Source organism: Lysobacter sp. CFH 32150, from assembly GCF_022758295.1.
Classification (GTDB): Bacteria; Pseudomonadota; Gammaproteobacteria; order Xanthomonadales; family Xanthomonadaceae; genus CFH-32150.
This window is the reverse complement of sequence record NZ_JALDWJ010000013.1, coordinates 23,072-48,727: the sequence shown is the minus strand read 5'-3', so window position 1 is coordinate 48,727 and position 25,656 is coordinate 23,072. Positions and strand designations below refer to the sequence as shown.

Here is a 25,656-nt window from a genome sequence, read left to right as displayed (position 1 = left end):
TTACTTGAGGATCTTGGCGACGACGCCCGCGCCGACGGTCCGGCCGCCTTCGCGGATCGCGAAGCGCAGGCCATCGTCCATCGCCACCGGGTTGATCAGGTCCACCACCATCTTGATGTTGTCGCCCGGCATGACCATTTCCACGCCTTCCGGCAGGGTCACGGCACCGGTGATGTCCGTCGTGCGGAAGTAGAACTGCGGGCGGTAACCCTTGAAGAACGGCGTGTGACGGCCGCCCTCGTCCTTCGACAACACGTACACCTCAGCCTCGAACTCCGTGTGCGGGGTGATCGAACCGGGCTTGGCCAGCACCTGGCCACGCTCCACGTCGTCACGCTTGGTGCCGCGCAGCAGCAGGCCGGCGTTGTCACCCGCCTGGCCCTGGTCCAGCAGCTTGCGGAACATCTCGACGCCGGTCACGGTCGTCTTCTGGGTCGGACGGATACCGACGATTTCGATTTCGTCGCCCACCTTGATCACGCCGCGCTCGATACGCCCGGTCACCACGGTGCCGCGGCCCGAGATCGAGAACACGTCTTCCACCGGCATCAGGAACGGACGGTCGATCGCACGCTCCGGCTGCGGGATGTAGGTGTCCAGCGCCTCGACCAGCTTCAGGATCGACGGCACGCCAATCTCCGACTGGTCATTCTCCAGCGCCTTCAGCGCCGAACCCGTGATGATCGGGGTGTCGTCGCCCGGGAAGTCGTACTTCGACAGCAGCTCGCGCACTTCCATCTCGACCAGCTCGAGCAGCTCGGCGTCGTCGACCATGTCCGCCTTGTTCAGGTACACCACGATGTACGGCACGCCGACCTGACGCGCCAGCAGGATGTGCTCGCGCGTCTGCGGCATCGGGCCGTCCGCGGCCGAACACACCAGGATCGCGCCGTCCATCTGCGCCGCACCCGTGATCATGTTCTTCACGTAGTCGGCGTGGCCCGGGCAATCCACGTGCGCGTAGTGGCGGTTCACCGATTCGTATTCCACGTGCGCCGTCGAAATCGTAATACCGCGCGCCTTCTCTTCCGGCGCCGCGTCGATCTGGTCGTACGCCTTGAACTCACCACCAAACCGCTCCGCGCCCACCTTCGTCAGCGCCGCCGTCAGCGTCGTCTTGCCGTGGTCAACGTGACCAATCGTGCCCACGTTCACGTGGGGCTTGGTGCGCTCGAACTTACCCTTTGCCATGACTGTGTGTCCTTAAAAAATAATTCTGAAATCAGTTCTTCTTGATGACCGTTTCGGCGATGTTCGCCGGCGCTTCCGCGTAGTGGTCGAATTCCATCGTGAAGGTGGCGCGACCCTGCGACATCGAACGCAGCGACGTCGCGTAACCGAACATCTCGCCCAGCGGCACCATCGCGTTGATGACCTTGCCGCCCGGGCTGTCGTCCTGACCCTGCAGGATGCCGCGACGACGGCTGACGTCGCCCATCACGTCGCCCAGGTAATCTTCTGGCGTGACGATCTCGACCTTCATCATCGGCTCGAGCAGGACCGGGCTGGCGCGGTTGAAGCCTTCCTTGAAGCCCATCGAACCGGCGATCTTGAACGCCATTTCCGACGAGTCGACTTCGTGGTACGAACCGTCGATCAGCTTCACCTTGACGTCCACGATCGGATAGCCGGCCATGATGCCGTTGGCGACCGCTTCCTGGATGCCCTTGTCGACCGCCGGGATGTATTCCTTCGGCACGACGCCGCCGACGATCGCGTTCTCGAACGTATAGCCGAGACCACGCTCCTGCGGTTCGATCTCCAGCCAGACGTGGCCGAACTGGCCCTTACCGCCGGACTGGCGCACGAATTTGCCTTCGGCCTTGACCGCCTTGCGGATGGTCTCGCGGTAGGCGACCTGAGGCTTGCCGACGTTGGCCTCGACATTGAACTCGCGCTTCATGCGGTCAACGAGGATTTCCAGGTGCAGCTCGCCCATGCCGGCGATGATGGTCTGACCGGATTCTTCGTCGGTCCGCACGCGGAACGACGGGTCTTCCTGCGCCAGGCGACCCAGCGCCAGGCCCATCTTCTCCTGGTCTGACTTGGTCTTCGGCTCGACCGCCATCGAGATGACGGGCTCCGGGAAGATCATGCGCTCGAGGGTGATGATGTGATCCTGCGCGCACAGCGTGTCGCCGGTGGTCACGTCCTTCAGGCCGACTGCCGCGGCGATGTCGCCGGCGCAAACTTCCTTGATCTCGTCGCGGTTGTTGGCGTGCATCTGCAGGATGCGGCCGACACGCTCTTTCTTCGACTTGATCGGATTGAACACCGCGTCGCCGGACTTCAACGTGCCCGAGTAGACACGGAAGAAGGTCAGCGAACCGACAAACGGGTCGGTCATGATCTTGAACGCGAGCGCCGAGAACGGCTCGGAATCCAGCGCCTTGCGCGTGTCTTCCTTGTCGTTGTCGTCCATGCCGGCGACCGGCGGACGATCGGACGGCGACGGCAGGTAGCGGATGACCGCGTCCAGCATCGCCTGCACACCCTTGTTCTTGAACGCGGTGCCGCACAGCGCCGGGATGATTTCGCACTTCAGGGTGCGCTCACGGATGCCGGCGATGATCTCGTCTTCGGACAGCTCACCTTCGTTGAGGTACTTGTCCATCAGCTCTTCGGACGCCTCGGCGGCGGCCTCGATCATGAACGCGCGCGCTGCCGTGGCCTCCTCTACGAGGTTGGCCGGGATCTCGGCGTAGTCGAACTTGGTGCCTTTCGACTCCATGTCCCACACGATCGCCTTCATCTTGAGCAGGTCGATCACGCCTTCGAAGTTTTCCTCGGCACCGATCGGCACCTGCATCGGCACCGGGTAGGCACCCAGGCGCGACTTCAGCTGCTCGACGACCTTGTCGAAGTTGGCGCCGGTGCGGTCCATCTTGTTGACGAACGCAAGGCGCGGCACGTTGTACTTGTTGGCCTGGCGCCACACGGTTTCCGACTGCGGCTGCACGCCGCCGACGGCGCACAACACGAACACGGCACCGTCGAGCACGCGCAGCGAACGCTCGACTTCGATCGTGAAGTCGACGTGCCCGGGGGTGTCGATGATGTTGAAGCGGTGTTCCGGGAAGGACATGTCCATGCCCTTCCAGAACGCCGTCGTCGCCGCGGACGTGATGGTGATGCCACGCTCCTGCTCCTGCTCCATCCAGTCCATCGTCGCGGCACCTTCGTGCACTTCGCCGATCTTATGGTTGACACCGGTATAGAACAGGATGCGTTCGGTGGTCGTGGTCTTGCCGGCATCGATGTGGGCCATGATGCCGAAATTGCGGTAACGCTCAATGGGAGTGGTGCGAGCCACGGCTGTCTCTCGTTTGTGTCCGGATGGCCGAATGCCGCCTGGCGGCGGCTTTCGGTTTCGTCATGCGCCGAAGCTTGGCTTCGGTGCCGGTGGCGCTATGCGCCGTGGGGATTCCGTTACCGGAATCCCGTCAATCACCAGCGGTAGTGCGCGAACGCCTTGTTGGCTTCCGCCATACGGTGGGTTTCTTCGCGCTTCTTGATCGCGCCACCGCGGTTTTCGGATGCATCGATCAGCTCGCCAGCCAGCTTGCGCGGCATGCTGTTCTCGCCGCGCTTGCGCGCCGACTCGATCAGCCAGCGCATCGCCAGCGCCATGCGGCGCGACGAACGCACTTCGACCGGCACCTGGTAAGTGGCGCCGCCGACGCGACGCGACTTGACTTCGACCGACGGCGAAACGTTGCCCAGCGCCTTCTCGACCAATTCGAGGGCATTGGGACTCTTCTCGCCGATCACGTCCATGGCGCCGTACACGATTTTTTCGGCGACCGACTTCTTGCCGCTCTGCATGACCATATTGATGAAGCGGGCGATCGTCTCGCTCCCGTGCTTCGGGTCGGGCAGGACGGTGCGCTGCGGAGTGGAACCTTTACGCGACATGTTCGATAACCCTCAGAATCTCTTGGTAGACAGATCGTTCAAAACGATCCGCTTAGGACTTCGGACGCTTGGCGCCGTACTTGGAGCGGCTCTGGCGACGCTTGGTGACGCCGGCGGCGTCGAGCGAACCACGCACGGTGTGGTAGCGGACGCCCGGCAGGTCCTTGACGCGACCGCCGCGGATCAGCACGACCGAGTGCTCCTGCAGGTTGTGGCCTTCGCCGCCGATGTACGAAATGACTTCGTAACCGTTGGTCAGGCGCACCTTGGCCACCTTGCGCAGCGCCGAGTTCGGCTTCTTCGGGGTGGTGGTGTAGACACGGGTGCAGACGCCGCGGCGCTGCGGGCAATTCGCCAACGCGGGCGAAGTGCTCTTGTAGGTTTCCGGGTTGCGCGGCTTACGCACCAGCTGATTGATCGTCGCCATCTGGAACTCTTTGGTGTGAGGCCGATTGGCCTCGCGTGAAAACGAACGGCAAGCCGATGCAATCCGGCCCGCCGAGACGAAAAAGTATAGCCCGCGTTCGACGTTTCCGTCAACGCGAGCTATTCATTGTTCCGGCGGCCCACACGGGACGCACCAAGAACATACCTGCGATCCCGCCCTACCCTGGGCCGAACACGAGGCGCTCCCTGCGCCTCATTTCGTGATCTGGACAGCCGCGGACGGCCGTCGGTGGTTACACATTAATAATAGCGTATCCGGGTACCGAGCGGAGCTCGGCACCCGAAAACGGGTGGCACAAAGTACATGCCACCTTCTATCTACTTACGACGCGCTCGACTCCTCGCCAGCCTCGGCGGTCTCGACTTCGGCCGATGAGCTGCCCGACAGGGCTTCAAGCTCGGACTCGGTCAGGCCGGAGGCATTGCGGCGACGCTGGCTGTGGTAGGCCAAGCCGGTACCCGCCGGGATCAGGCGGCCAACGATCACGTTCTCCTTGAGGCCGCGCAGGCTGTCGCGGGTGCCGCGGACGGCCGCCTCGGTCAGGACGCGGGTGGTCTCTTGGAACGATGCCGCCGAGATGAACGATTCGGTCGCCAGCGAGGCCTTGGTGATGCCCAACAGGACCGGTTCGACCTTGGCCAGGATCTCGTTCTTGGCGAGCGCCTTGGCGTTCTCCTCGATCACGCGCTGGCGCTCGGCCTGTTCACCGTGCAGGAACTTGGTGTCGCCACCGTCGACGATCTCGACCTTGCGCAACATCTGGCGAATGATCACCTCGATGTGCTTGTCGTTGATCTTCACGCCCTGCAGGCGATAGACGTCCTGGATTTCCTTGACCAGGTACGCGGCCAGCGGCTCGACGCCGAGCAGGCGCAGGATGTCCTGCGGTGTGGGCTCGCCGTCCACCACGGTCTCGCCCTTCTCCACGTGTTCGCCCTCGAACACGATGATCTGGCGGTACTTCGGGATCAGCTCTTCGTGCTCGTTGCCGTCGGTGTCCTTGATGATCAGGCGCTGCTTGCCCTTGGTGTCCTTGCCGAACGAGACGATGCCCGAACGCTCGGCCAGCACCGCCGGATCCTTCGGCTTGCGCGCTTCGAACAGGTCGGCGACGCGCGGCAGACCACCGGTGATGTCGCGGGTCTTCGAGGCTTCCTGCGGGATCTTGGCGACGACGTCGCCCACGCCCACCGGGGCGCCGTCCTGCAGGTTGACGATCGAACGTGGCGGCAGCAGGTACTGCGCCGGCAGGTCGGTACCCGGGATGTTCAGGTCCTTGCCGTTCTTGTCGACGATGCGGACGATCGGTCGCAGGTCCTTGCCCATCGAGCCGCGACGCTTGGGATCGGTGATCTCGCGCGAGGCGAGGCCGGTCAGTTCGTCGGTCTTCTCGATCACGGTGAGGCCATCGACGAAATCGACGAAGCGCATGAAGCCCGCCACTTCCGACACGATCGGGTGGTTATGCGGATCCCAGCTGGCCACGGTCTGGCCGGCCTTCACTGCGGCGCCGTCCTTGACCATGATCATCGCGCCGTACGGCAGCTTGTAGCGCTCGCGCTCGCGGCCGTGACCGTCGAGGATCGACAACTCGCCCGAACGCGACACCGCGACCAAGTGGCCGTTGGCGTGCGAGACGTGCTTGAGGTTGTTGAACTTGACCGAACCGGTCGTCTTGACGGTGACGTTGTCGATCGCCGCCGCACGCGAAGCCGCACCACCGATGTGGAACGTACGCATGGTCAGCTGCGTACCCGGCTCACCAATCGACTGCGCGGCGACGACGCCGACCGCTTCGCCGTGGTTGACCAGGTGACCGCGGCCGAGATCGCGACCGTAGCAGTGCGCGCATACGCCGAAGGAGCTGGCGCAGGTGATGGTGGAACGCACCTTGATCGCCTGTACGCCGGCGTCTTCGAGCTTCTGCACCCAGGTTTCTTCGAGCAGGGTGTTGCGGGTGACGAACGGATCCTCGTCGTTGCCCGGCAGGAACACGTCCTCGGCCACGATGCGGCCCAGCACGCGGTCGCGCAGCGGCTCGACCACATCGCCGCCTTCGACGATCGGGGTCATCGTCAGACCTTCGTGCGTGCCGCAATCGGTTTCGGTGATCACAACGTCCTGTGCCACGTCGACCAGGCGACGTGTCAGGTAACCGGAGTTCGCCGTCTTCAGCGCAGTATCCGCGAGGCCCTTACGAGCACCGTGGGTCGAGATGAAGTACTGCAGGACGTTGAGGCCTTCGCGGAAGTTCGCGGTGATCGGCGTCTCGATGATCGAGCCGTCCGGCTTGGCCATCAGGCCGCGCATACCGGCGAGCTGGCGGATCTGCGCCTGCGAACCACGCGCGCCGGAGTCGGCCATGATGAAGACCGAGTTCATCGACTTCTGCGCGACCTTCTCGCCCTTGGCGTTGGTCACGGTGTCGGTGCCGATCGCGTCCATCATCGCCTTGGCGACGCGTTCGTTGGTGCGCGACCAGATGTCGACGACCTTGTTGTAGCGCTCGCCGGCGGTGACCAGGCCCGACTGGTACTGCTGCTGGATTTCCAGGACTTCGGTTTCGGCCTCGTCGAGGATGCCCTTCTTCTCGTTCGGGATGATCATGTCGTCGATGCCGATCGAGACGCCGGCGCGCGTGGCGTACGCGAAGCCGGTGTACATCAGCTTGTCGGCGAACACGACCGTGTCCTTCAGCCCGAGCATGCGGTAGCAGGAGTTGATCAGGCGGCTGATGTTCTTTTTGGTCAGCTCGACGTTGGCCAGCGCGAACGGCAGGCCTTCCGGCAGGATCTCGCGCAGCAGCGCACGACCGACGGTGGTATCGATGATCGAGGTCTTGGGCGTACGCGAGCCGTCGTCGTTGATCATGGTTTCGCTGATGCGGACCTTGACCTTGGCGTGCAGTTGCACGACGCGGTTGTCATAGGCGCGCTTGACTTCGGCGACGTTGGCGAACGCCATGCCCTCGCCCGCCTTGTTTTCCAGCGCGCGGGTCATGTAGTACAGGCCCATGACCACGTCCTGCGACGGCACGATGATCGGCTCGCCGTTGGCCGGCGACAGGATGTTGTTCGACGCCATCATCAGCGCGCGCGCTTCCAGCTGGGCTTCCAGCGACAGCGGCACGTGCACGGCCATCTGGTCACCGTCGAAGTCGGCGTTGAAAGCCGTACACACGAGCGGATGCAGCTGGATCGCCTTGCCTTCGATCAGCACGGGCTCGAACGCCTGGATGCCGAGGCGGTGCAGGGTCGGAGCACGGTTGAGCAGGACCGGATGTTCGCGGATCACCTCTTCGAGGATGTCCCAGACTTCCGCCTCTTCACGCTCGACCAGCTTCTTCGCCGCCTTGATGGTGGTGGCGAGGCCACGACGCTGCAGCTTGGCGAAGATGAAGGGCTTGAACAGCTCCAGCGCCATCTTCTTCGGCAGGCCGCACTCATGCAGGCGCAGGGTCGGGCCGACCACGATGACCGAACGGCCGGAGTAGTCGACGCGCTTGCCGAGCAGGTTCTGGCGGAAGCGGCCCTGCTTGCCCTTGATCATGTCGGCGAGCGACTTGAGCGGGCGCTTGTTGGTGCCGGTGATGGCGCGGCCGCGACGGCCGTTGTCCATCAGCGCATCGACCGATTCCTGCAGCATGCGCTTCTCGTTGCGCACGATGATGTCGGGCGCGTTGAGCTCGAGCAGGCGCTTGAGGCGGTTGTTGCGGTTGATGACGCGGCGATACAGGTCGTTGAGGTCGGAGGTCGCGAAGCGGCCGCCGTCCAGCGGCACCAGCGGACGCAGGTCCGGCGGCAGCACCGGCAGCACCGTCATCACCATCCATTCCGGACGGTTACCCGATTCCAGGAACGCTTCGACCAGCTTGATGCGCTTGGTGAGGCGCTTGAGCTTGGTCTCGGAATTGGTGGCGGCGATTTCTTCCTTCAGGCGCAGCATCTCGGCCTGCAGGTCGATCGTGCGCAACAGCTCGTACACGGCCTCGGCGCCCATTGCGGCGTCGAAGTCGTCGCCATGTTCCTGGCGCGCGGTCATGAACTGCTCTTCGGTCAGCAGGTTGCCGCGCTCGAGCGGGGTCAGGCCCGGCTCGGTAACGACGAACGCTTCGAAGTACAGGATGCGCTCGATGTCGCGCAGGGTCATGTCGAGCATCAGGCCGATGCGCGACGGCAGCGACTTCAGGAACCAGATGTGCGCGACCGGGCTCGCCAGGTCGATGTGACCCATGCGTTCACGGCGCACCTTGGCCAGCGTGACCTCCGTGCCGCACTTCTCGCAGACCACGCCACGATGCTTCATGCGCTTGTACTTGCCGCACAGGCACTCGTAGTCCTTGATAGGCCCGAAGATCGCGGCGCAGAACAGGCCGTCGCGTTCCGGCTTGAAGGTACGGTAGTTGATGGTCTCCGGCTTCTTCACTTCGCCGTAGGACCACGAACGGATCAGGTCCGGCGACGCCAACGCGATCTTGATCGCGTCGAAGTCGAGGGCCGGTCGCTGCTGGTTGAACAGATTGAGCAAGTCTTTCATTTCTTTCTCCAGTGGAGCGGGAATGAGGTGAGGTAGTCGCTAGATGTTTCGATCTAGGCCGTCCCTTAGGTCTCTTCCAGCTCCATGTTGATCGCGAGCGAGCGGATTTCCTTCACCAACACGTTGAAGGATTCCGGCATGCCAGCGACCATTTCGTGTTCGCCGTCGACGATGTTCTTGTACATCTGGTTGCGGCCCTGCACGTCGTCGGACTTCACCGTCAGCATTTCCTGCAGGGTGTAGGCCGCGCCGTAGGCTTCCAGCGCCCAGACTTCCATTTCGCCGAAACGCTGGCCGCCGAACTGCGCCTTGCCGCCCAGCGGCTGCTGGGTGACGAGCGAGTACGGACCGGTCGAACGCGCGTGCATCTTGTCGTCGACCAGGTGGTTCAGCTTCAGCATGTGCATGTAACCGACGGTGACTTCACGCTCGAACGCTTCGCCGGTACGACCGTCGTGCAGCACGGTCTGGCCGCTGAGCGGCAGGTCGGCGAGTTCGAGCATCTTCTTGATCTCGCTCTCGGCCGCGCCGTCGAACACCGGCGTCGCCATCGGCACGCCATCGGTCAGGTTGTTGGCCAACCGCAACAGTTCTTCATCGCTGAACTGCTTCAGATCGACGCGCTCGCCATGCACCTTGGCGTCGTGGTTGTAGATCTCGTCGAGGAACTTGCGCAGGTCGGCAATCTTCTGCTGTGCATCCAGCATGCGCTGGATCTTCTGGCCCAGGCCCTTGGCGGCCCAGCCCAGATGCACTTCGAGGATCTGGCCGATGTTCATACGCGACGGCACGCCGAGCGGGTTCAGCACGATGTCGACGGTGCTGCCGTCGGCCATGTACGGCATGTCTTCGACCGGAACGATCGTCGACACCACGCCCTTGTTACCGTGGCGGCCCGCCATCTTGTCGCCCGGCTGGATGCGGCGCTTCACGGCGAGGAACACCTTGACCATCTTCAGCACGCCCGGTGCGAGGTCGTCGCCCTGGGTGATCTTGCTGCGCTTGTCGGTGAAGCGGCGCTCGAATTCCTTCTCGTGCGCGTCGATCTGCTTCTGCGCGCGCTCGATCGCGTCGTTGGCGTCGTCGTCCTTCATGCGCAGCTGGAACCATTCGGTCTTCTTCAGGCCGTCGAGCACCAGCGAGCTGACCGTGTCGCCCTTCTTCAGGCCCGGGCCGCCGTTGGCGACCTTGCCGACCAGCTGCGAACGCAGGCGGGCGTAGATCGCGCCTTCGAGGATGCGGAACTGGTCGTCGAAGTCCTTCTTGACGCGCTTGATCTCGTTTTCCTCGATCTGGCGCGCGCGCTTGTCCTTCTCGATGCCGTCGCGGGTGAAGACCTGCACGTCGATGACGGTGCCGTCCATGCCCGGGGGCACGCGCAGCGAGCTGTCCTTCACGTCGGACGCCTTCTCGCCGAAGATCGCGCGCAGCAGCTTCTCTTCAGGCGTCAGCTGCGACTCGCCCTTCGGCGTGACCTTGCCGACCATGATGTCGCCGGCACGCACTTCGGCGCCGATGTACACCACGCCCGACTCGTCGAGGCGGTTCAGCGCCTGCTCGGAGACGTTCGGGATGTCGGCGGAGATTTCCTCCGGACCGAGCTTGGTGTCGCGTGCGACGCAGGTCAGCTCTTCGATGTGGATCGTGGTGTAACGATCCTCTTCGACCACGCGCTCGGAGAGCAGGATCGAGTCTTCGAAGTTGTAGCCGTTCCACGGCATGAACGCGACCAGCATGTTCTGGCCAAGCGCGAGCTCACCGATGTCGGTCGAAGGACCGTCGGCCAGCACGTCGCCGCGGGCGACGCGATCACCGACGTTCACCAGAGGCGTCTGGTTGATGCAGGTGTTCTGGTTGGAACGCGTGTACTTGATCAGCGTGTAGATATCGACGCCGGCATCGGTCTGGCCGACGATTTCGTTCTCGTTGACCTTGACCACGATGCGGCCCGCGTCGATCTGCTCGATCACGCCACCGCGCAGTGCGTTCACCGTCACGCCCGAGTCGCGCGCCACGGCGCGCTCGATACCGGTGCCGACCAGCGGCTTCTGCGCACGCAGCGTCGGCACGGCCTGGCGCTGCATGTTGGCGCCCATCAGTGCGCGGTTGGCGTCGTCGTGCTCGAGGAACGGCACCAGCGCCGCCGCGACCGACACGGTCTGCATCGGCGAGACGTCCATGAAGTGGATCTCGGACGGCGGTTTCAGCAGCGATTCGCCCTGGAAGCGGCAAGCCACGAACTGCGCGGTCAACGTGCCCTTCTCGTCCTGTGGCGCGTTGGCCTGGGCGATGACGTACTCGTTTTCTTCGATCGCCGACAGGAACTCGACGTCGTCGGTCACCTTGCCGTTGACGACCTTGCGGTACGGCGTCTCGAGGAAGCCGTACTTGTTGGTGCGCGCGAACACGGCGAGCGAATTGATCAGGCCGATGTTCGGGCCTTCCGGCGTCTCGATGGTGCAGACGCGGCCGTAATGGGTCGGATGCACGTCGCGCACTTCGAAGCCGGCGCGCTCGCGGGTCAGGCCGCCCGGGCCCAGTGCGGAAACGCGACGCTTGTGCGTCACTTCCGACAGCGGGTTGTTCTGGTCCATGAACTGCGACAGCTGCGAGGAGCCGAAGAACTCCTTGATCGCGGCGGCCACAGGCTTGGCGTTGATCAGTTCCTGGGGCGTGAGGCCTTCGGACTCGGCCATCGACAAGCGTTCCTTGACGGCGCGCTCGACGCGGACCAGGCCAACGCGGAACACGTTCTCGGCCATTTCGCCGACCGAACGCACGCGACGGTTGCCCAGATGGTCGATGTCGTCGACGGTGCCACGGCCGTTGCGGATTTCGCTCAGCACGCGGATCACGTCGAGGATGTCGGAGGTGTCGCCCTGCGCAGCGATCAGGCGCTGCGCTTCCTCGTCCTTGCCGTTCTTGTATTCGCCGAAGTACTTGCGGTCGTACAGCACCGACGGGCCGGTCGTTTCCTTGCGGCCGATACGGCGGTTGAACTTCATGCGGCCGACGCCGGAGACGTCGTAGCGCTCGAAAGTGAAGAACAGGTTGTGGAACAGGTTCTCGGCGGCGTCCTTGGTCGGCGGCTCGCCCGGACGCATCATGCGGTAGATCTCGACCAGCGCTTCGAGCTTGGTCTTGGTCGAATCGATGCGCAGGGTGTTGGACAGGTACGGACCACGGTCGAGGTCGTTGACCCAGATCGTGCCAACCGAATCGATACCGGCCTTGCGGAACTTGGCCAGGTGGTCGTCGTTGATCTCGTCGTTGGCGAGGGCCAGCAGTTCGCCGGTCTTCGCGTCGACGACGTCGTGCGCCAGGATGCGGCCGACCAGGTAAGCGTCCGGCACGGCCAGCGCGGCAACGCCGGCCTGCTCGAGCTGCTTCACGTGGCGCGCGGTGATGCGCTTGCCGGCTTCGACGATGACGTGTTCGCCATCGGCGAGGTCGAAGTCCAGCGTTTCGCCGCGCAGGCGCTCAGGCACGAGCTCAAGCTGCACGCCTTCCGTCGGATCGATATGGAAGGTGTTGATCTCGAAGAACGCGCGCAGCATCTCCTCGTTGGAGTAGCCGAGCGCGCGCAGCAGCACCGATACCGGCAGCTTGCGGCGACGGTCGATACGGGTGAACAGCGCGTCCTTCGGGTCGAACTCGAAGTCCAGCCAGGAACCGCGATAAGGAATGATGCGGGCGCTGTACAACAGCTTGCCCGAGCTGTGGGTCTTGCCGCGGTCGTGGTCGAAGAACACGCCCGGCGAGCGGTGCAGCTGCGAGACGATGACGCGCTCGGTGCCGTTGACGATGAAGGTGCCGTTGCCGGTCATGAGCGGGATCTCGCCCATGTAGACCTCTTGCTCCTTCACGTACTTGATCGCCTTGACCGACGACTCGCGGTCGTAGATCACCAGGCGCACCGTCACGCGCAGCGGTGCGCCGTAGCTCAGGCCGCGGTTGCGGCATTCGCGCTCATCGAAGGCCGGGTCGCCGAGGCGGTAGCCGACATATTCGAGGGCAGCGTTGCCGGAATAGCTGGAGATCGGGAACACCGACTTCAGGGCCGCATGCAGGCCGCGGTCTTCGCGCTTGCCGGGCTCGGCGTTCTCCTGCAGGAATTCGCGATAGGAATCGACCTGGATCGCGAGCAGGAACGGCACTTCGAGGATCGACTTGCGCTTACCGAAATCCTTGCGGATGCGCTTCTTTTCGGTGAAGGAGTAATCCTGTTTGGAAGCTGTGGTCGATGTAGAAGCTGTGGTCATGGTGAGCTACCGCCTCGGTTTTTCTATGGATCGCGTGGCCGCGGTCCAGGGGGAACAAAATTGCCAGTTGGGAGTCGCTGGTATTGCCGGCACCAGCACGCCCTCTCCCGCTACTTCCAACTGCCAACTCAGGATTTTTTGACACTACTTCAGGAACGGCCAAAGGCCGGGGACTTTCGTCCCCAGCCTCAGGTGGTCGCCGATGACACCCGGCGACGCAATACTGCTTACTTCACTTCGACGGTCGCGCCTGCGGCCTCGAGGTCCTTCTTCATCTTGGCAGCGTCGTCCTTCGACACGGCTTCCTTGACGATGCCGGTGGCTTCGACGAGGTCCTTCGCTTCCTTCAGGCCGAGGCCGGTGATGGCGCGGACGGCCTTGATGACTTCGACCTTCTTCTCGCCGGCGGCCTTCAGGACGACGGTGAATTCGGTCTGCTCTTCGACCGGGGCGGCAACGGCGGCCGGACCGGCAGCAGCGACCGGGGCGGCAGCGGAGACGCCGAACTTCTCTTCGATGGCCTTGACCAGGTCCATCACTTCCATCAGCGACTTGGTGGCGATCGCGTCGACGATCTGTTCGTTGGAAAGGGACATGTTGATTACCTCTGGAAATTGAATTGGTTTGCGGTTCGCACGAACCGATAACGTCTGGCGTCGAACTTAGGCCGGTTCGGCCTGGGCTTCAGCTTCGGCTGCGACTTCGCCACCGCCTTGCTTGTCGGCCACGGCCTTGACGGCACGGGCGAACATCGCAGCGGGTTCGGCGAGGACGCGGGCCAGCATGGCCAGGGCCTGGTCGCGGGTCGGCAGCGAAGCCAACACCTCGACGTGCGCGGCAGGCAGCAACTTGCCTTCCACCGACACGACCTTGGCCTTGAGCTTGTCGTTGCCCTTGGCGAATTCCTTGATCAGACGCCCGGCAGCGCCGGGTTCTTCCATCGAGAACGCGTACAGCAGCGGACCGACGAGAGCGTCCTTGACGACCTCGAAATCGGTACCGCCGACAGCGCGCGAAGCCAGCGTGTTCTTGACGACTTTCAAGTACACACCGGTTTCACGGGCCTTCTTGCGCATCGCGGTCATTTGACTGACCGTGGTGCCCGCGTACTCGGCAGCGACCAAGGAGTGGGCCTTCGCGGCAACGTCTGCCAGTTCGGCGACAACTACTTGCTTCTGGGACAGATTGAGAGCCATTAGCACTCCTCCAAATGAACTCCGCGCACGGCTCCTGCCGCTTGCGGTCCTGGGCGGCACCAATCCCTCGGTGCCGGGGACGCAGACTCACGTCCCGGTGGTGGCCTTCTCTGATCTGGCATCACCAGAAAATTTCCAGAGAGGGGCTGCACCATCTGCGCAGGCCCTGCCTCGCTAGAGGCTGGATTAAGCGATCCCGCTGCCTCCGACGGCGACTCCTTGCCAAGCGAGCATCCGTGCCCGTCGTCGGTGGTGCGCAGACCGCGCCTGCGGTCTTTGACGGCTATCGCGTCGAGTCAGACACGACTCTCGGCGACGCCCTCAAAACTTGCGGCGGACGACGCGAACGTCGCCCGCTTGAAACGAATTACTTCAGGGTCAGCGTCGACTGGTCGACGATCACGCCCGGGCCCATGGTCGAGCTGAGCGAGATCTTCTGCAGGTACTGGCCCTTCGCGCTCGACGGCTTGGCCTTGATCAGGTCGAGCAGCAGCGCGTGCAGGTTGTTCTTCAGCGCGTCGGCTTCGAAGCTGGCCTTGCCGATCGTGCAGTGGATGATGCCGGCCTTGTCGGTGCGGTAACGCACCTGGCCGCCCTTGGCGTTCTTCACTGCTTCCGCCGGGTTCGGGGAAACGGTGCCGACCTTCGGGTTCGGCATCAGGCCGCGCGGACCGAGCACCTGGCCGAGCTTGCCGACCACGCGCATCGCATCCGGCGTCGCGATGACGACGTCGTAGTTGAGGTCGCCCGCGAGCATCTTCTCGGCGAGGTCGTCCATGCCCACGGCTTCCGCGCCGGCGGCGATGGCTTCGTCAGCCTTGGCGCCGGCCGGGGCGAACACCGCCACGCGCACCGACTTGCCGGTACCGGCCGGCAGCACGGTCGAACCGCGCACCTGCTGGTCGGACTTCTTGGCGTCGACGCCGAGACGCACGGCCACGTCGACGGCTTCGACGAACTTGGCCTTGCTGTTGTCCTTGATGATCTTCAGGGCTTCATCGATGGTGTAAGCCTTGCCCGGCTCGATCTTGGTCTGAGCTTTGATTCGCTTGGTCGTCATGTCTTAGCCCTCCACCACCAGACCCATGGAACGGGCCGAGCCCGCAATCGTCTTCACCGCTGCGTCCAGATCGGCTGCAGTCAGATCGGCTTCCTTCGCCTTGGCGATGTCTTCGAGCTGCTTGCGCGTGACCTTGCCCACCTTCTCGGTGTTCGGGCGTTTGGAACCGGACTGGATGCCCGCGGCCTTCTTCAGCAGCACCGAAGCCGGCGTGCTCTTGGTGATGAAGGTGAAGGTACGGTCCGAGTACGCGGTGATGATGACCGGAGTCGGCAGACCCGGCTCCAGCTTCTGCGTGGCGGCGTTGAACGCTTTGCAGAATTCCATGATGTTCAGGCCGCGCTGGCCGAGGGCTGGGCCCACCGGCGGCGACGGATTGGCCTGGCCGGCCTTGACCTGCAATTTGATGTAACCGACGACTTTCTTTGCCATTGCTTTGCTCCTGCGAGTGCTGGCGCCTTATCGGCTCCTCGCTTACTTGCCTGGACGAACCACTCGTCCCGGCGAATTCTTTTTTTGTCAGGCCTTCTCGACCTGACCGAACTCCAACTCCACCGGAGTGGAACGGCCGAAGATCAGCACTGCGACGCGCAGGCGGCTCTTCTCGTAATTGACTTCCTCGACCACGCCGTTGAAGTCGTTGAACGGACCATCGGTGACGCGGACCATCTCACCCGGCTCGAACAGCACCTTCGGCTTCGGCTTCTCCACGCCTTCCTGCACGCGGTTGAGGATGGCGGCAGCCTCCTCGTCGCGGATCGGCAGCGGGCGGTCGGCGGTACCGCCGATGAAGCCCATCACCTTCGGCGTTTCCTTGACCAGGTGCCAGCTCTCGTTGTCCATGCGCGGAATACCGCCCTCGTCATGGGTCGCGATCTGCACCAGCACGTAGCCGGGGAAGAACTTGCGCTCGGAACGGCGCTTCTGGCCGGAGCGCATCTCCACCACTTCCTCGGTCGGCACCAGCACGTCGCCGAAGCGGTCCTGCATTTCGGTGCGCACGATGCGATCGCGCAGCGCCTGCGCCACCGACTTCTCGAAGCCGGAATAGGCGTGGACCACGTACCAGCGTTTGACGACGTTCGATTCCAACGTTGCAGTCTCCATCAACGACCCAACAACCACTTCACGCCCGCCTGGATCACGACATCGAAGCCGGCCAGGATCAGGCTGATCACTGTCACTGCGATGATGATCATGAGCGTCGCGCGCCCGGCTTCCTGCCGGGTCGGCCACACCACCTTGCGCAGCTCGAACCGCGATTCGGCGAGGAACTCACGGGTCTGCGCGCCCTTGGCGCTGGTCATGAAGACCACGCCACCGGCGATCAGGCCACCGATCACCGCCAGCCCACGCAGCGCGGCCGGCCACTGACCGAACCAGTAGAAGGCGAACACGCCCGCCGCGACCAGCAGTACCGCCAGTACGTACTTGACGAGGTCGCCAGCGGACCCGGCGGCTTTCGATTGTTCGACCTTGCTGTTCAATCCAACCATCCCACGCTGTTAAAGGCACGTCTGTGTATGGCACGCCAGGAGGGACTCGAACCCCCAACCTGCGGTTTTGGAGACCGCTGCTCTGCCAATTGAGCTACTGGCGTATCTAAGTTGTGCGGCCTCAAATGAGGGTTTGCTTTAGACGGCAACGGCGAGTCGTCGCCGACTCGCCTTTGTTGTCGCCTTCTCCGATGTCGAGCGACCCAGTCGCTCGTACGCCAGAGTTACTTGAGGATCTTGGCGACGACGCCCGCGCCGACGGTCCGGCCGCCTTCGCGGATCGCGAAGCGCAGGCCATCGTCCATCGCCACCGGGTTGATCAGGTCCACCACCATCTTGATGTTGTCGCCCGGCATGACCATTTCCACGCCTTCCGGCAGGGTCACGGCACCGGTGATGTCCGTCGTGCGGAAGTAGAACTGCGGGCGGTAACCCTTGAAGAACGGCGTGTGACGGCCGCCCTCGTCCTTCGACAACACGTACACCTCAGCCTCGAACTCCGTGTGCGGGGTGATCGAACCGGGCTTGGCCAGCACCTGGCCACGCTCCACGTCGTCACGCTTGGTGCCGCGCAGCAGCAGGCCGGCGTTGTCACCCGCCTGGCCCTGGTCCAGCAGCTTGCGGAACATCTCGACGCCGGTCACGGTCGTCTTCTGGGTCGGACGGATACCGACGATTTCGATTTCGTCGCCCACCTTGATCACGCCGCGCTCGATACGCCCGGTCACCACGGTGCCGCGGCCCGAGATCGAGAACACGTCTTCCACCGGCATCAGGAACGGACGGTCGATCGCACGCTCCGGCTGCGGGATGTAGGTGTCCAGCGCCTCGACCAGCTTCAGGATCGACGGCACGCCAATCTCCGACTGGTCATTCTCCAGCGCCTTCAGCGCCGAACCCGTGATGATCGGGGTGTCGTCGCCCGGGAAGTCGTACTTCGACAGCAGCTCGCGCACTTCCATCTCGACCAGCTCGAGCAGCTCGGCGTCGTCGACCATGTCCGCCTTGTTCAGGTACACCACGATGTACGGCACGCCGACCTGACGCGCCAGCAGGATGTGCTCGCGCGTCTGCGGCATCGGGCCGTCCGCGGCCGAACACACCAGGATCGCGCCGTCCATCTGCGCCGCACCCGTGATCATGTTCTTCACGTAGTCGGCGTGGCCCGGGCAATCCACGTGCGCGTAGTGGCGGTTCACCGATTCGTATTCCACGTGCGCCGTCGAAATCGTAATACCGCGCGCCTTCTCTTCCGGCGCCGCGTCGATCTGGTCGTACGCCTTGAACTCACCACCAAACCGCTCCGCGCCCACCTTCGTCAGCGCCGCCGTCAGCGTCGTCTTGCCGTGGTCAACGTGACCAATCGTGCCCACGTTCACGTGGGGCTTGGTGCGCTCGAACTTACCCTTTGCCATGGTCGCTTCTCGGATGGTTTAGTGGTTGGCCGTACTGAAGAACGTACTGTCTAAAAACTGGTGCTCACGAATGGAATCGAACCATCGACCTCCTCCTTACCAAGGAGGTGCTCTACCGACTGAGCTACGTGAGCGATGAACTGGTTGTCTGAAACTAATGGAGCCTGTCGCGCGATGTTCAATGGAGCGGGAGACGGGAATCGAACCCGCACCATCAGCTTGGAAGGCTGAGGTTCTACCGTTGAACTACTCCCGCACCGGGAACCATGTGTTGCTGGATACTTCTGAAGCCAAAACTTTCTGGTGGAGGGAGGTGGATTCGAACCACCGAAGGCGTAAGCCAGCAGATTTACAGTCTGCCCCCGTTGGCCGCTTGGGTATCCCTCCAAAAGAGCCCGCTATTTTGGTGTGGGGTGGAGGGGAAGTCAAACGTTGAAGCGGAAATGGAGCACGTCGCCTTCCTGCACCCGGTATTCCTTGCCTTCCAGGCGCAGCCGGCCGGCGTCGCGAGCCCCGGATTCGCCCCTGTATTTGATGAAATCGTCGTAACCGATGGTCTCGGCGCGGATGAAGCCCTTCTCGAAGTCGGTATGGATCACCGCCGCGGCCTGCGGGGCGGTTGAGCCCGATTTCACGGTCCAGGCGCGGACTTCCTTCACGCCGGCGGTGAAATAGGTCTGCAGGCCCAGGAGCTTGTAGGCGGCACGGATCACCCGGTTCAGGCCTGGCTCGTCGAGGCCCAGGTCGTGCAGGAAGGCATCGCGGTCGACGTCTTCGAGCTGGCTCAGCTCTTCCTCGATGGCAGCCGAGACCGGCACCACCTCGGCGCCCTCGCCTGAGGCGCGGGCGCGCACGGCGTCGAGGTGCGGGTTGTTCTCGAAACCGTCCTCGAGCACGTTCGCCACGTACATCACCGGCTTCAGGGTCAGCAGGAACAGGTCGCGGACCGCGGCCTTGTCATCATCGGACAGGCCCAGCGAACGCGCCGACTTGCCCGCATTGAGGCCGGCGCTGATGCGGCCCAGCACCTCAGCGCGGGCCTTGGCGTCCTTGTCGCCGGTCTTGGCCGAGCGCTCGGCCTTGTTTAGCGCCTTGTCGACCGAATCCAGGTCGGCCAGGGCCAACTCGGTGTCGATGGTGTCGATGTCCGAGAGCGGGTCGATCTTGTTGTTGACGTGGATAACGTCGGGATTTTCGAAGCAGCGCACCACATGGGTGATGGCGTCCACCTCGCGGATATGGGCCAGGAACTTGTTGCCCAGCCCTTCGCCGCTGGCCGCGCCAGCCACCAGGCCCGCGATGTCGACGAACTCGACCGCGGTCGGGATGCACTTCTGCGGCTTGACGATCTCCGCCAGCGCGTTCAGGCGCGGATCCGGCACCGGCACCACGCCGACGTTGGGTTCGATCGTGCAGAACGGGAAATTGGCCGCGGCGATGCCGGCCTTGGTCAGGGCGTTGAACAGGGTCGACTTGCCGACGTTGGGCAGGCCGACGATGCCGCATTTGATGCCCATGGGGCCTTGCTCCAGCTGGATGGACCGGCCTTGGCCGTTCCATGTGAGTTTGTTCGGCCCTTCGAGCGAGCTCTCGGGCTTCAGGTTTGCGGCGTATGCAGCCGCTTCATCGCTTCGTTGAAATCGCCGGCGACCGCCAGCGGCAGCACGCCGATCGCGTCATCGATGGCGCGTTCGATCGCCGCCTCGTCGTCGCGCCCGGCCTTGCCCAGCACCCACGGCGTGACCTTGTCCTTGTGCCCCGGATGGCCGATGCCGATGCGCAGGCGGTGGAATTTTCCGTGTCCCAACAGGCGCATGGTGTCGCGCAAGCCGTTCTGGCCACCGTGGCCACCGTCGAACTTGAGCCGCGCCGTTCCCGGCGGCAGATCCAGTTCGTCGTGCGCCAGCAGCGCCTCTTCCGGTTCGATCTTCCAGTAGCGCAAGGCAGCCGTGACCGACTTGCCGCTGAGGTTCATGAACGTGGCCGGCTTCAGCAGCCAGACCTGATGCCCGGCGACGTCGACCTTCGCGGTCTCGCCGAACAACTTGCTCTCCAGCCCGAAGCGCGCGCCGGCTTTTTCAGCGAGCACGTCCACAAAACGGAACCCGGCGTTGTGCCGGGTCCGGGCGTGTTCGAGACCGGGATTGCCCAGTCCGACAATTAGGCGCAAGCCTGCCATGACGGAAAACCGTGGCGCGCCCGTGCGAGCGGGCGCGCCTGCAGCGGTTTACTTCTTGTCGTCCTTCTTCGGCTCGTCCTTCTTGGCCACCTTGGCCGCCGGGACTTCCGCAGCTTCGGGCGCCTCGACGACTTCGACTTCTTCCTTGCCGTGCTTGGCAATGACGACGGCGAGGTCGTGCTCCTTGCCCAGCTTCAACTCAGGGATCTCCACGCCGGCCGGGAGCTTGAGCTCCGACAGGTGGATGATCGTGCCGACGTCCAACTGGCTCAGGTCGACTTCGAGGAACTCCGGCAGGTCCTTCGGCAGGCAGCTGATGGTGACTTCGGTCAGCTCGTGGGTGACCACGACCTCGGCCGACTTGCCGGCCGGCGACTTGTCTTCGTTGAGGAAGTGCAGCTGCACGGCGACGCGGATCGCCTGGTTCTCGTTCACGCGCTGGAAGTCCAGATGCATGATCTGCTGCTTGTACGGATGGCGCTGCATGTCACGCAGCAGCACCTTCTGCACCTTGCCGTCGAGGTCGAGCGACAGGATCGAGGAGTAGAACCACTCGTTCTGGCTGGCGACCCAGGTCTTCTCGTGGTCGAGCTGGATGCTTTGCGGGGCGACGTCGCCGCCATAGACGATGGCCGGGATCTGCGCGGAACGACGCAGGCGGCGGCTCGCACCCTTACCTTCGTCGTTGCGGCTGGTGGCCGTGATGTTGTGATCGGACATTTTCGTTACTCGCTTTGCTTGCATGAACCGCCTCGCGGCGGTGATATCACTCACCCGCGACCAGGTGAGTGGTTTGTCAGTCCCTGCTGTCAATCGACATACAGCGAACTGACGGATTCTCCGAAGGCGATGCGGCGGATCGTCTCCGCCAGCAACTCCGCCACGCTGAGCTGGCGGATCTTGCTGCAGGCCTTCGCGGCTGCCGAGAGTTGGACGGTGTCGGTCACCACCAGCTCGTCGAGCTGCGACTTGTTGATGTTGTCGAGCGCAGCGCCCGACAGCACCGGATGGGTGCAGTACGCGACCACCTTGATCGCGCCCTGCGCCTTCAACGCTGCAGCCGCCGCGCACAAGGTGCCTGCGGTGTCGACGAGGTCATCGACCAGCACGCAGATCTTGCCGCTGACGTCACCGATGATGTTCATCACCGTGGCGACGTTGGCGCGTGGACGGCGTTTGTCGATGATCGCGAGTTCCGCATCATCGAGGCGCTTCGCGATCGCCCGCGCGCGCACCACGCCGCCGACGTCCGGCGACACCACGATCAGGTTGTCCGTGCCGTGCGCGCGCCAGATATCGGCGAGCAGCAGCGGCGAGGCGTACACGTTGTCGACCGGGATATCGAAGAAACCCTGGATCTGGTCGGCGTGCAGGTCCACGGTCAGCACCCGGTCGGCCCCGACCGAACCGAACATCTTCGCCACCACTTTCGCGGTGATCGGCACGCGTGCCGACCTGGGGCGGCGATCCTGACGGGCGTAGCCGAAATAAGGCACCACCGCGGTCACGCTGGATGCCGATGCGCGCTTGAGCGCGTCGATCAGCACCAGCAGCTCGACCAGGTTTTCCGCACTCGGCGCGTTCGTCGGCTGGATCACGAACACTTCCTGCCGGCGCACGTTCTCGTCGATCTCGACCTGGACCTCGCCGTCCGAAAACTTGCCTACCTGCGCCTTGCCGAGGCGGATGCCCAGTTCCTTGCACACCGCTTCGGCCAGGGGCCGGTTGGCGTTGCCCGTGAAGACAAGCAGGTTGCGATCGTCTTGCATTGTCTTCTCCGCTGCGCTCTGACCGTTGCGGGTTTCATGGAGGTCCGCACAAGCGCGTGCGAACCCTGCGATTCGTTTTGGCAGGGGCGGTAGGATTCGAACCTACGAATGCCAGGATCAAAACCTGGTGCCTTGGGCCTCTTGGCGACGCCCCTGCAGGCGGTTCGATTCGAGTGCCGCGCGCAGAGGCGATACCGCCGCACCCGCCGCCACCCAGGCCTGGAGACCAGAAGGCAACATGGCCAGCGCAGCTTCGGCGGACTCGCGATTGGCGAATTCGACGAAGCAGCCGCTGCCCGACCCGGTCAAACGCGGCGTGCCGATCCGCGCCAACGCTTCGAACACGGCCTCAATGGCCGGTTCGCGGCGGCGCAGCACCGGCTCGAACGCATTGCCGAGCACTGCACGCTGTCCAACAGCACCCGAAACGAAGTCGGACATTGTCGCGGGCGGCGCATTCCGCGTCAATTCAGGGGCTTGGAATAACGCCGCGGTTGGCACGTGCACGCCAGGGTCGGCGAGGACGTACCAGGCCGGCGGGAGCTCGAGCGGGGTCAGTTGCTCACCGACGCCCTCGGCCCACGCGTTGTCGCCGCGAACGAAGACCGGGACGTCGGCACCCAGACGGAGGCCCAGATCGGCCAGCCGATCCGGGTCGTAGCCCGTGCCCCACAAGGCGTTCAAGGCGACCAGGACGGTGGCTGCATCCGAGGACCCCCCACCAAAACCGCCGCCGGCAGGGATTCGTTTTTCGACGACGATGTCGGCACCTAATGCCACTTTGGCTTCAAATTGCAGCAATTTGGCCGCACGGACTGCCAAATCATCGACCTCGGCGACGCCAGGGGCGGACGCGCCATGGCGGACGATGGCGCCATCCTCACGGATCCGCAGCCGTAGTGTGTCGCCCCATTCCAGCAGCCGGAACACGGTCTGTAGAGCGTGGTAGCCGTCCTGCCGGCGGCCGGTGATCTGCAGGAACAGGTTGAGCTTCGCCGGAGCCGGCCAAGCCGACCAACCAGCCTCGGCCGTCATGGCGCCGCCTCCCAGCGGTCGACGATCAGCCTCACTTTTGCCTCGCCCTTGCTGGCGTTCAGCCGGTTCGGCAGCTCTATCCCCGTCGCATCCGCCTGCCAGCCGTTGTAATCGATGACCCAGCCGGCCTGCTCGATACGGCCCAAACGGCCGTCGGCGGCGTAATGCACGGTCGCCGGACCATGCCGTGGGTCTGCGCGCAGGCCGCGCGCCCACGACGACAAGGCTGCAACCGGGATTTCCCAGCGGGTCGCCTCGCGCAGCAGTTCGGCCGCGTCGGGGCCGATGCGGGTACCGCCTTCGAGGCCTTCGAGCTGAGCACCGGCTTCGTCGCCGCTCAACCGCCAGCTTTGCCGGGTCACGGGCGCACTCAACGCGACGTCGTAATGGGTCCCATCCTGCCGCCAGTCGATGCGGCCGCTGCCGCCGTCGCGACCATTCGACAACGCGACCCGGCCCTGCAACGACCACTGTGCCTTGTCCGCCAACATCGCTTCCCGTTGCGCCTGATGCGTTTCCGGCGTACCCGCAATCGGCGGCAACGCTTCACGCACCGGCTGCGCCACGCACGCCGTCAGCAACAGCGCGCAGACCGCGGCGATCGTTCCCCGCAGCCGGCTCATGCCCCGGTTTTCTCCAGTGCGCGCTTGAGCGAACGATTGTCCGGATCGAGCTTGCGCGCCTCGTCGAAGTACTTGCGCGCCTCCTCTTTGTTACCACTCATCCACAGCACTTCGCCGAGATGCGCGGCGATCTCGGGATCCTTCTGCAGCGTGAAAGCGCGACGCAGCTCGGCCAGCGCTTCAGCATTGCGGCCGAGCCGATACAGCACCCAGCCATAGCTGTCGATGATCGCGGCGCTGTCGGGTTCGGCGGCGCGGGCACGGGCGATCAGCTCCAACGCTTCGGCGTAGCGCGTGGTGCGATCGGCGAGCGTATAACCCAGCGCGTTGAGTGCATTGACGTTGTCGGGGTCCGCCACCAGGATCTTGCGGAAATCGGCTTCGGCGTGAGCGATGTCGTCGCGACGCTCCCAGGCCAGTGCGCGCGAATACAACAGCGCGCCATCGTCCGGATACGCCGCAAGGCCGCGAGCGAAGACGTCGAGTTCCCGCGCGTCGTCCCCGTCCCTGTGCCGCAGCTCGGCCTCGAGCAGATACGCGTCGCGGCGCGTGTCTTCGTCTGCAGTCGCATCGCCCTGCAGTTTGCGTAGTTCGTCGTAGGCCTCGGTGCCGCGCTTGAGTTCGTGCAGCACGTTGGCGCCGCGCAGACGCGCGATCCAGCGTTGCGGTCCGCCGGGCACGCTGCGGTACCAGTCCAGCGCCTCGGCGTGGCGCTTGAGGAACTCCGCGACCTGGCCGAGTAACAAGCGCCGCTGTGGATCCGGACGGACGGACTCGCCTCGCAGCTCGTCATAGAGTTTGGCGAGGGCGGCATTGTCTTCGGCCTTCGCCAGCAGCGAGGCGCGCAGGGTGTAACTCTGCTCATCCTGCGGGCCGCGCGCGAGCACGCCCGCGGCAGTGGTGTAGTCGCCGAGCGCGTCGTATTCGGCCGCTACGTTCAGGCGCAGCTCTTCGACGAGGCGCGAAGCATTTTCCAGCCCGGCCAGCACCCGCCGCGCTTCGTCTTTCTTGCCGGCTTCGCGCAGTTGGCTGGCGTGCAACAGGGCGACGCGCGGTTCATCGGGGAAGCGCTTGACGATCTGGTCGATCATCGTTTCGGCCAGCTGCGGTTGCTCCAGCCGTTGCGCCAGGCTGCCGAAGGCCAGCCACGGCTGCAGTTGGTTGGGAATCGCGCCAGCTTCGACCAGCTCGCCGAGCAGGCGACCGGCCAGTTTCTGGTTCTTGCCACCGCCATACAGCGCCACATGCGCGTAGCGCCAGCCGTCATCGTCCTTGTCGCGCAGCAGCGCTTCCAGTTCGCGGCGGGCGGGGCCGGCCTGGTCGCGGCGCAGCGACAAGGTCGCCTCGGCCGCGCGCATCGCCAGCGAACGCGGCGCACGCTGGCGCCACAGTTTCAGCGCATCGGCGGCGCGGTCGTCGTCGTTCGCCAACAGCGCGATCCGGGTCGCACGCTCGGCCAGGCCGGCGTCATCGACCGCACGTGCGGCTTCGAAGTACCAGCGCGCGGCATCCTTCAGCTGCCCGGCCTGGAGGGCGAATTCACCGGCCAACGTGTTTTGCAGCGCCGCCGATTCGGCGGTATCGGCGCCTGCACGCTTGGCCGCCTGTGCCGGCAGGGCCAGCGACACCATGAACGACAACAGCAACAACGAACGCAGGATGACGGGCATCGAATGCAACCGGGCCGGTAGAATGGCGGCCTGACTCGCTTGCAGCTTAGCG

At 64.2% G+C, this 25,656-nt stretch carries 20 protein-coding genes and 5 tRNA genes; all 25 read right to left on the bottom strand.

Annotated elements, in window-relative coordinates; translation table 11 throughout:
* Positions 1 to 1,191, bottom strand: coding sequence for an elongation factor Tu (gene tuf, locus MO486_RS16175; RefSeq protein WP_242910681.1), 1,191 nt, complete (start codon positions 1,189 to 1,191; stop codon positions 1 to 3).
* 31 nt (positions 1,192 to 1,222) lie between these two features.
* Positions 1,223 to 3,313, bottom strand: a complete 2,091-nt coding sequence (fusA, locus tag MO486_RS16170; RefSeq protein WP_242910766.1) for an elongation factor G — start codon at positions 3,311 to 3,313, stop codon at positions 1,223 to 1,225.
* Positions 3,314 to 3,447: 134 nt separating this feature from the next.
* Positions 3,448 to 3,915 (bottom strand): 30S ribosomal protein S7, encoded by a 468-nt coding sequence (rpsG, locus tag MO486_RS16165; RefSeq protein ID WP_242910753.1) that lies wholly within the window; start codon positions 3,913 to 3,915, stop codon positions 3,448 to 3,450.
* Positions 3,916 to 3,967: 52 nt separating this feature from the next.
* Positions 3,968 to 4,342, bottom strand: coding sequence for a 30S ribosomal protein S12 (rpsL, locus tag MO486_RS16160; protein ID WP_242910746.1), 375 nt, complete (start codon positions 4,340 to 4,342; stop codon positions 3,968 to 3,970).
* A gap of 342 nt (positions 4,343 to 4,684) precedes the next feature.
* Positions 4,685 to 8,899 carry a DNA-directed RNA polymerase subunit beta' gene (gene rpoC, locus MO486_RS16155; RefSeq protein ID WP_242910738.1) on the bottom strand — a complete coding sequence of 1,405 codons (4,215 nt, stop codon included), beginning with the start codon at positions 8,897 to 8,899 and terminating at the stop codon, positions 4,685 to 4,687.
* Between the two features lie 65 nt (positions 8,900 to 8,964).
* A complete protein-coding gene (rpoB, locus tag MO486_RS16150) occupies positions 8,965 to 13,161 on the bottom strand; it encodes a DNA-directed RNA polymerase subunit beta (protein WP_242910736.1) in 4,197 nt (1,398 codons plus the stop codon).
* Positions 13,162 to 13,388: 227 nt separating this feature from the next.
* Complete coding sequence (rplL, locus tag MO486_RS16145; protein ID WP_242910728.1) at positions 13,389 to 13,757, bottom strand: 50S ribosomal protein L7/L12; 369 nt, start codon at positions 13,755 to 13,757, stop codon at positions 13,389 to 13,391.
* Between the two features lie 66 nt (positions 13,758 to 13,823).
* Positions 13,824 to 14,357 carry a 50S ribosomal protein L10 gene (gene rplJ, locus MO486_RS16140; RefSeq protein WP_242910726.1) on the bottom strand — a complete coding sequence of 178 codons (534 nt, stop codon included), beginning with the start codon at positions 14,355 to 14,357 and terminating at the stop codon, positions 13,824 to 13,826.
* A 367-nt stretch (positions 14,358 to 14,724) separates the two neighbouring features.
* A complete protein-coding gene (gene rplA / locus MO486_RS16135; RefSeq protein WP_242910718.1) occupies positions 14,725 to 15,417 on the bottom strand; it encodes a 50S ribosomal protein L1 in 693 nt (230 codons plus the stop codon).
* 3 nt (positions 15,418 to 15,420) lie between these two features.
* Positions 15,421 to 15,849 (bottom strand): 50S ribosomal protein L11, encoded by a 429-nt coding sequence (gene rplK / locus MO486_RS16130; protein ID WP_242910709.1) that lies wholly within the window; start codon positions 15,847 to 15,849, stop codon positions 15,421 to 15,423.
* A gap of 87 nt (positions 15,850 to 15,936) precedes the next feature.
* Complete coding sequence (nusG, locus tag MO486_RS16125; protein WP_242910703.1) at positions 15,937 to 16,509, bottom strand: transcription termination/antitermination protein NusG; 573 nt, start codon at positions 16,507 to 16,509, stop codon at positions 15,937 to 15,939.
* Positions 16,510 to 16,523: 14 nt separating this feature from the next.
* On the bottom strand, positions 16,524 to 16,904 hold the full coding sequence (secE, locus tag MO486_RS16120) for a preprotein translocase subunit SecE (RefSeq protein WP_242910768.1): 381 nt from the start codon (positions 16,902 to 16,904) through the stop codon (positions 16,524 to 16,526).
* Between the two features lie 37 nt (positions 16,905 to 16,941).
* Positions 16,942 to 17,017: transfer RNA gene (locus MO486_RS16115), tRNA-Trp, on the bottom strand.
* Between the two features lie 120 nt (positions 17,018 to 17,137).
* Positions 17,138 to 18,328 carry an elongation factor Tu gene (gene tuf, locus MO486_RS16110; RefSeq protein WP_242910681.1) on the bottom strand — a complete coding sequence of 397 codons (1,191 nt, stop codon included), beginning with the start codon at positions 18,326 to 18,328 and terminating at the stop codon, positions 17,138 to 17,140.
* Positions 18,329 to 18,386: 58 nt separating this feature from the next.
* A tRNA-Thr gene (locus MO486_RS16105) sits at positions 18,387 to 18,462 on the bottom strand.
* Positions 18,463 to 18,510: 48 nt separating this feature from the next.
* Positions 18,511 to 18,584: transfer RNA gene (locus MO486_RS16100), tRNA-Gly, on the bottom strand.
* 45 nt (positions 18,585 to 18,629) lie between these two features.
* Positions 18,630 to 18,715 (bottom strand) — tRNA-Tyr (locus tag MO486_RS16095).
* A gap of 38 nt (positions 18,716 to 18,753) precedes the next feature.
* Positions 18,754 to 19,845: a redox-regulated ATPase YchF gene (gene ychF / locus MO486_RS16090; RefSeq protein ID WP_242910667.1), complete on the bottom strand. Its 1,092-nt coding sequence runs from the start codon at positions 19,843 to 19,845 to the stop codon at positions 18,754 to 18,756.
* A gap of 80 nt (positions 19,846 to 19,925) precedes the next feature.
* Complete coding sequence (gene pth, locus MO486_RS16085) at positions 19,926 to 20,507, bottom strand: aminoacyl-tRNA hydrolase (RefSeq protein WP_242910628.1); 582 nt, start codon at positions 20,505 to 20,507, stop codon at positions 19,926 to 19,928.
* Positions 20,508 to 20,555: 48 nt separating this feature from the next.
* A complete protein-coding gene (locus MO486_RS16080; protein WP_242910612.1) occupies positions 20,556 to 21,227 on the bottom strand; it encodes a 50S ribosomal protein L25/general stress protein Ctc in 672 nt (223 codons plus the stop codon).
* 89 nt (positions 21,228 to 21,316) lie between these two features.
* A complete protein-coding gene (locus tag MO486_RS16075) occupies positions 21,317 to 22,276 on the bottom strand; it encodes a ribose-phosphate diphosphokinase (protein ID WP_242910610.1) in 960 nt (319 codons plus the stop codon).
* 78 nt (positions 22,277 to 22,354) lie between these two features.
* Positions 22,355 to 22,431 (bottom strand) — tRNA-Gln (locus MO486_RS16070).
* On the bottom strand, positions 22,394 to 23,311 hold the full coding sequence (ispE, locus tag MO486_RS16065) for a 4-(cytidine 5'-diphospho)-2-C-methyl-D-erythritol kinase (RefSeq protein WP_242910580.1): 918 nt from the start codon (positions 23,309 to 23,311) through the stop codon (positions 22,394 to 22,396). The genes MO486_RS16070 and ispE overlap by 38 nt, the downstream gene beginning before the upstream one ends.
* Positions 23,308 to 23,934, bottom strand: a complete 627-nt coding sequence (gene lolB, locus MO486_RS16060; protein ID WP_242910573.1) for a lipoprotein insertase outer membrane protein LolB — start codon at positions 23,932 to 23,934, stop codon at positions 23,308 to 23,310. Before lolB ends, ispE begins: the two co-directional genes overlap by 4 nt.
* Positions 23,931 to 25,604: a tetratricopeptide repeat protein gene (locus MO486_RS16055; RefSeq protein WP_242910556.1), complete on the bottom strand. Its 1,674-nt coding sequence runs from the start codon at positions 25,602 to 25,604 to the stop codon at positions 23,931 to 23,933. Before MO486_RS16055 ends, lolB begins: the two co-directional genes overlap by 4 nt.
* Between the last annotated feature and the right edge of the window lie 52 nt (positions 25,605 to 25,656).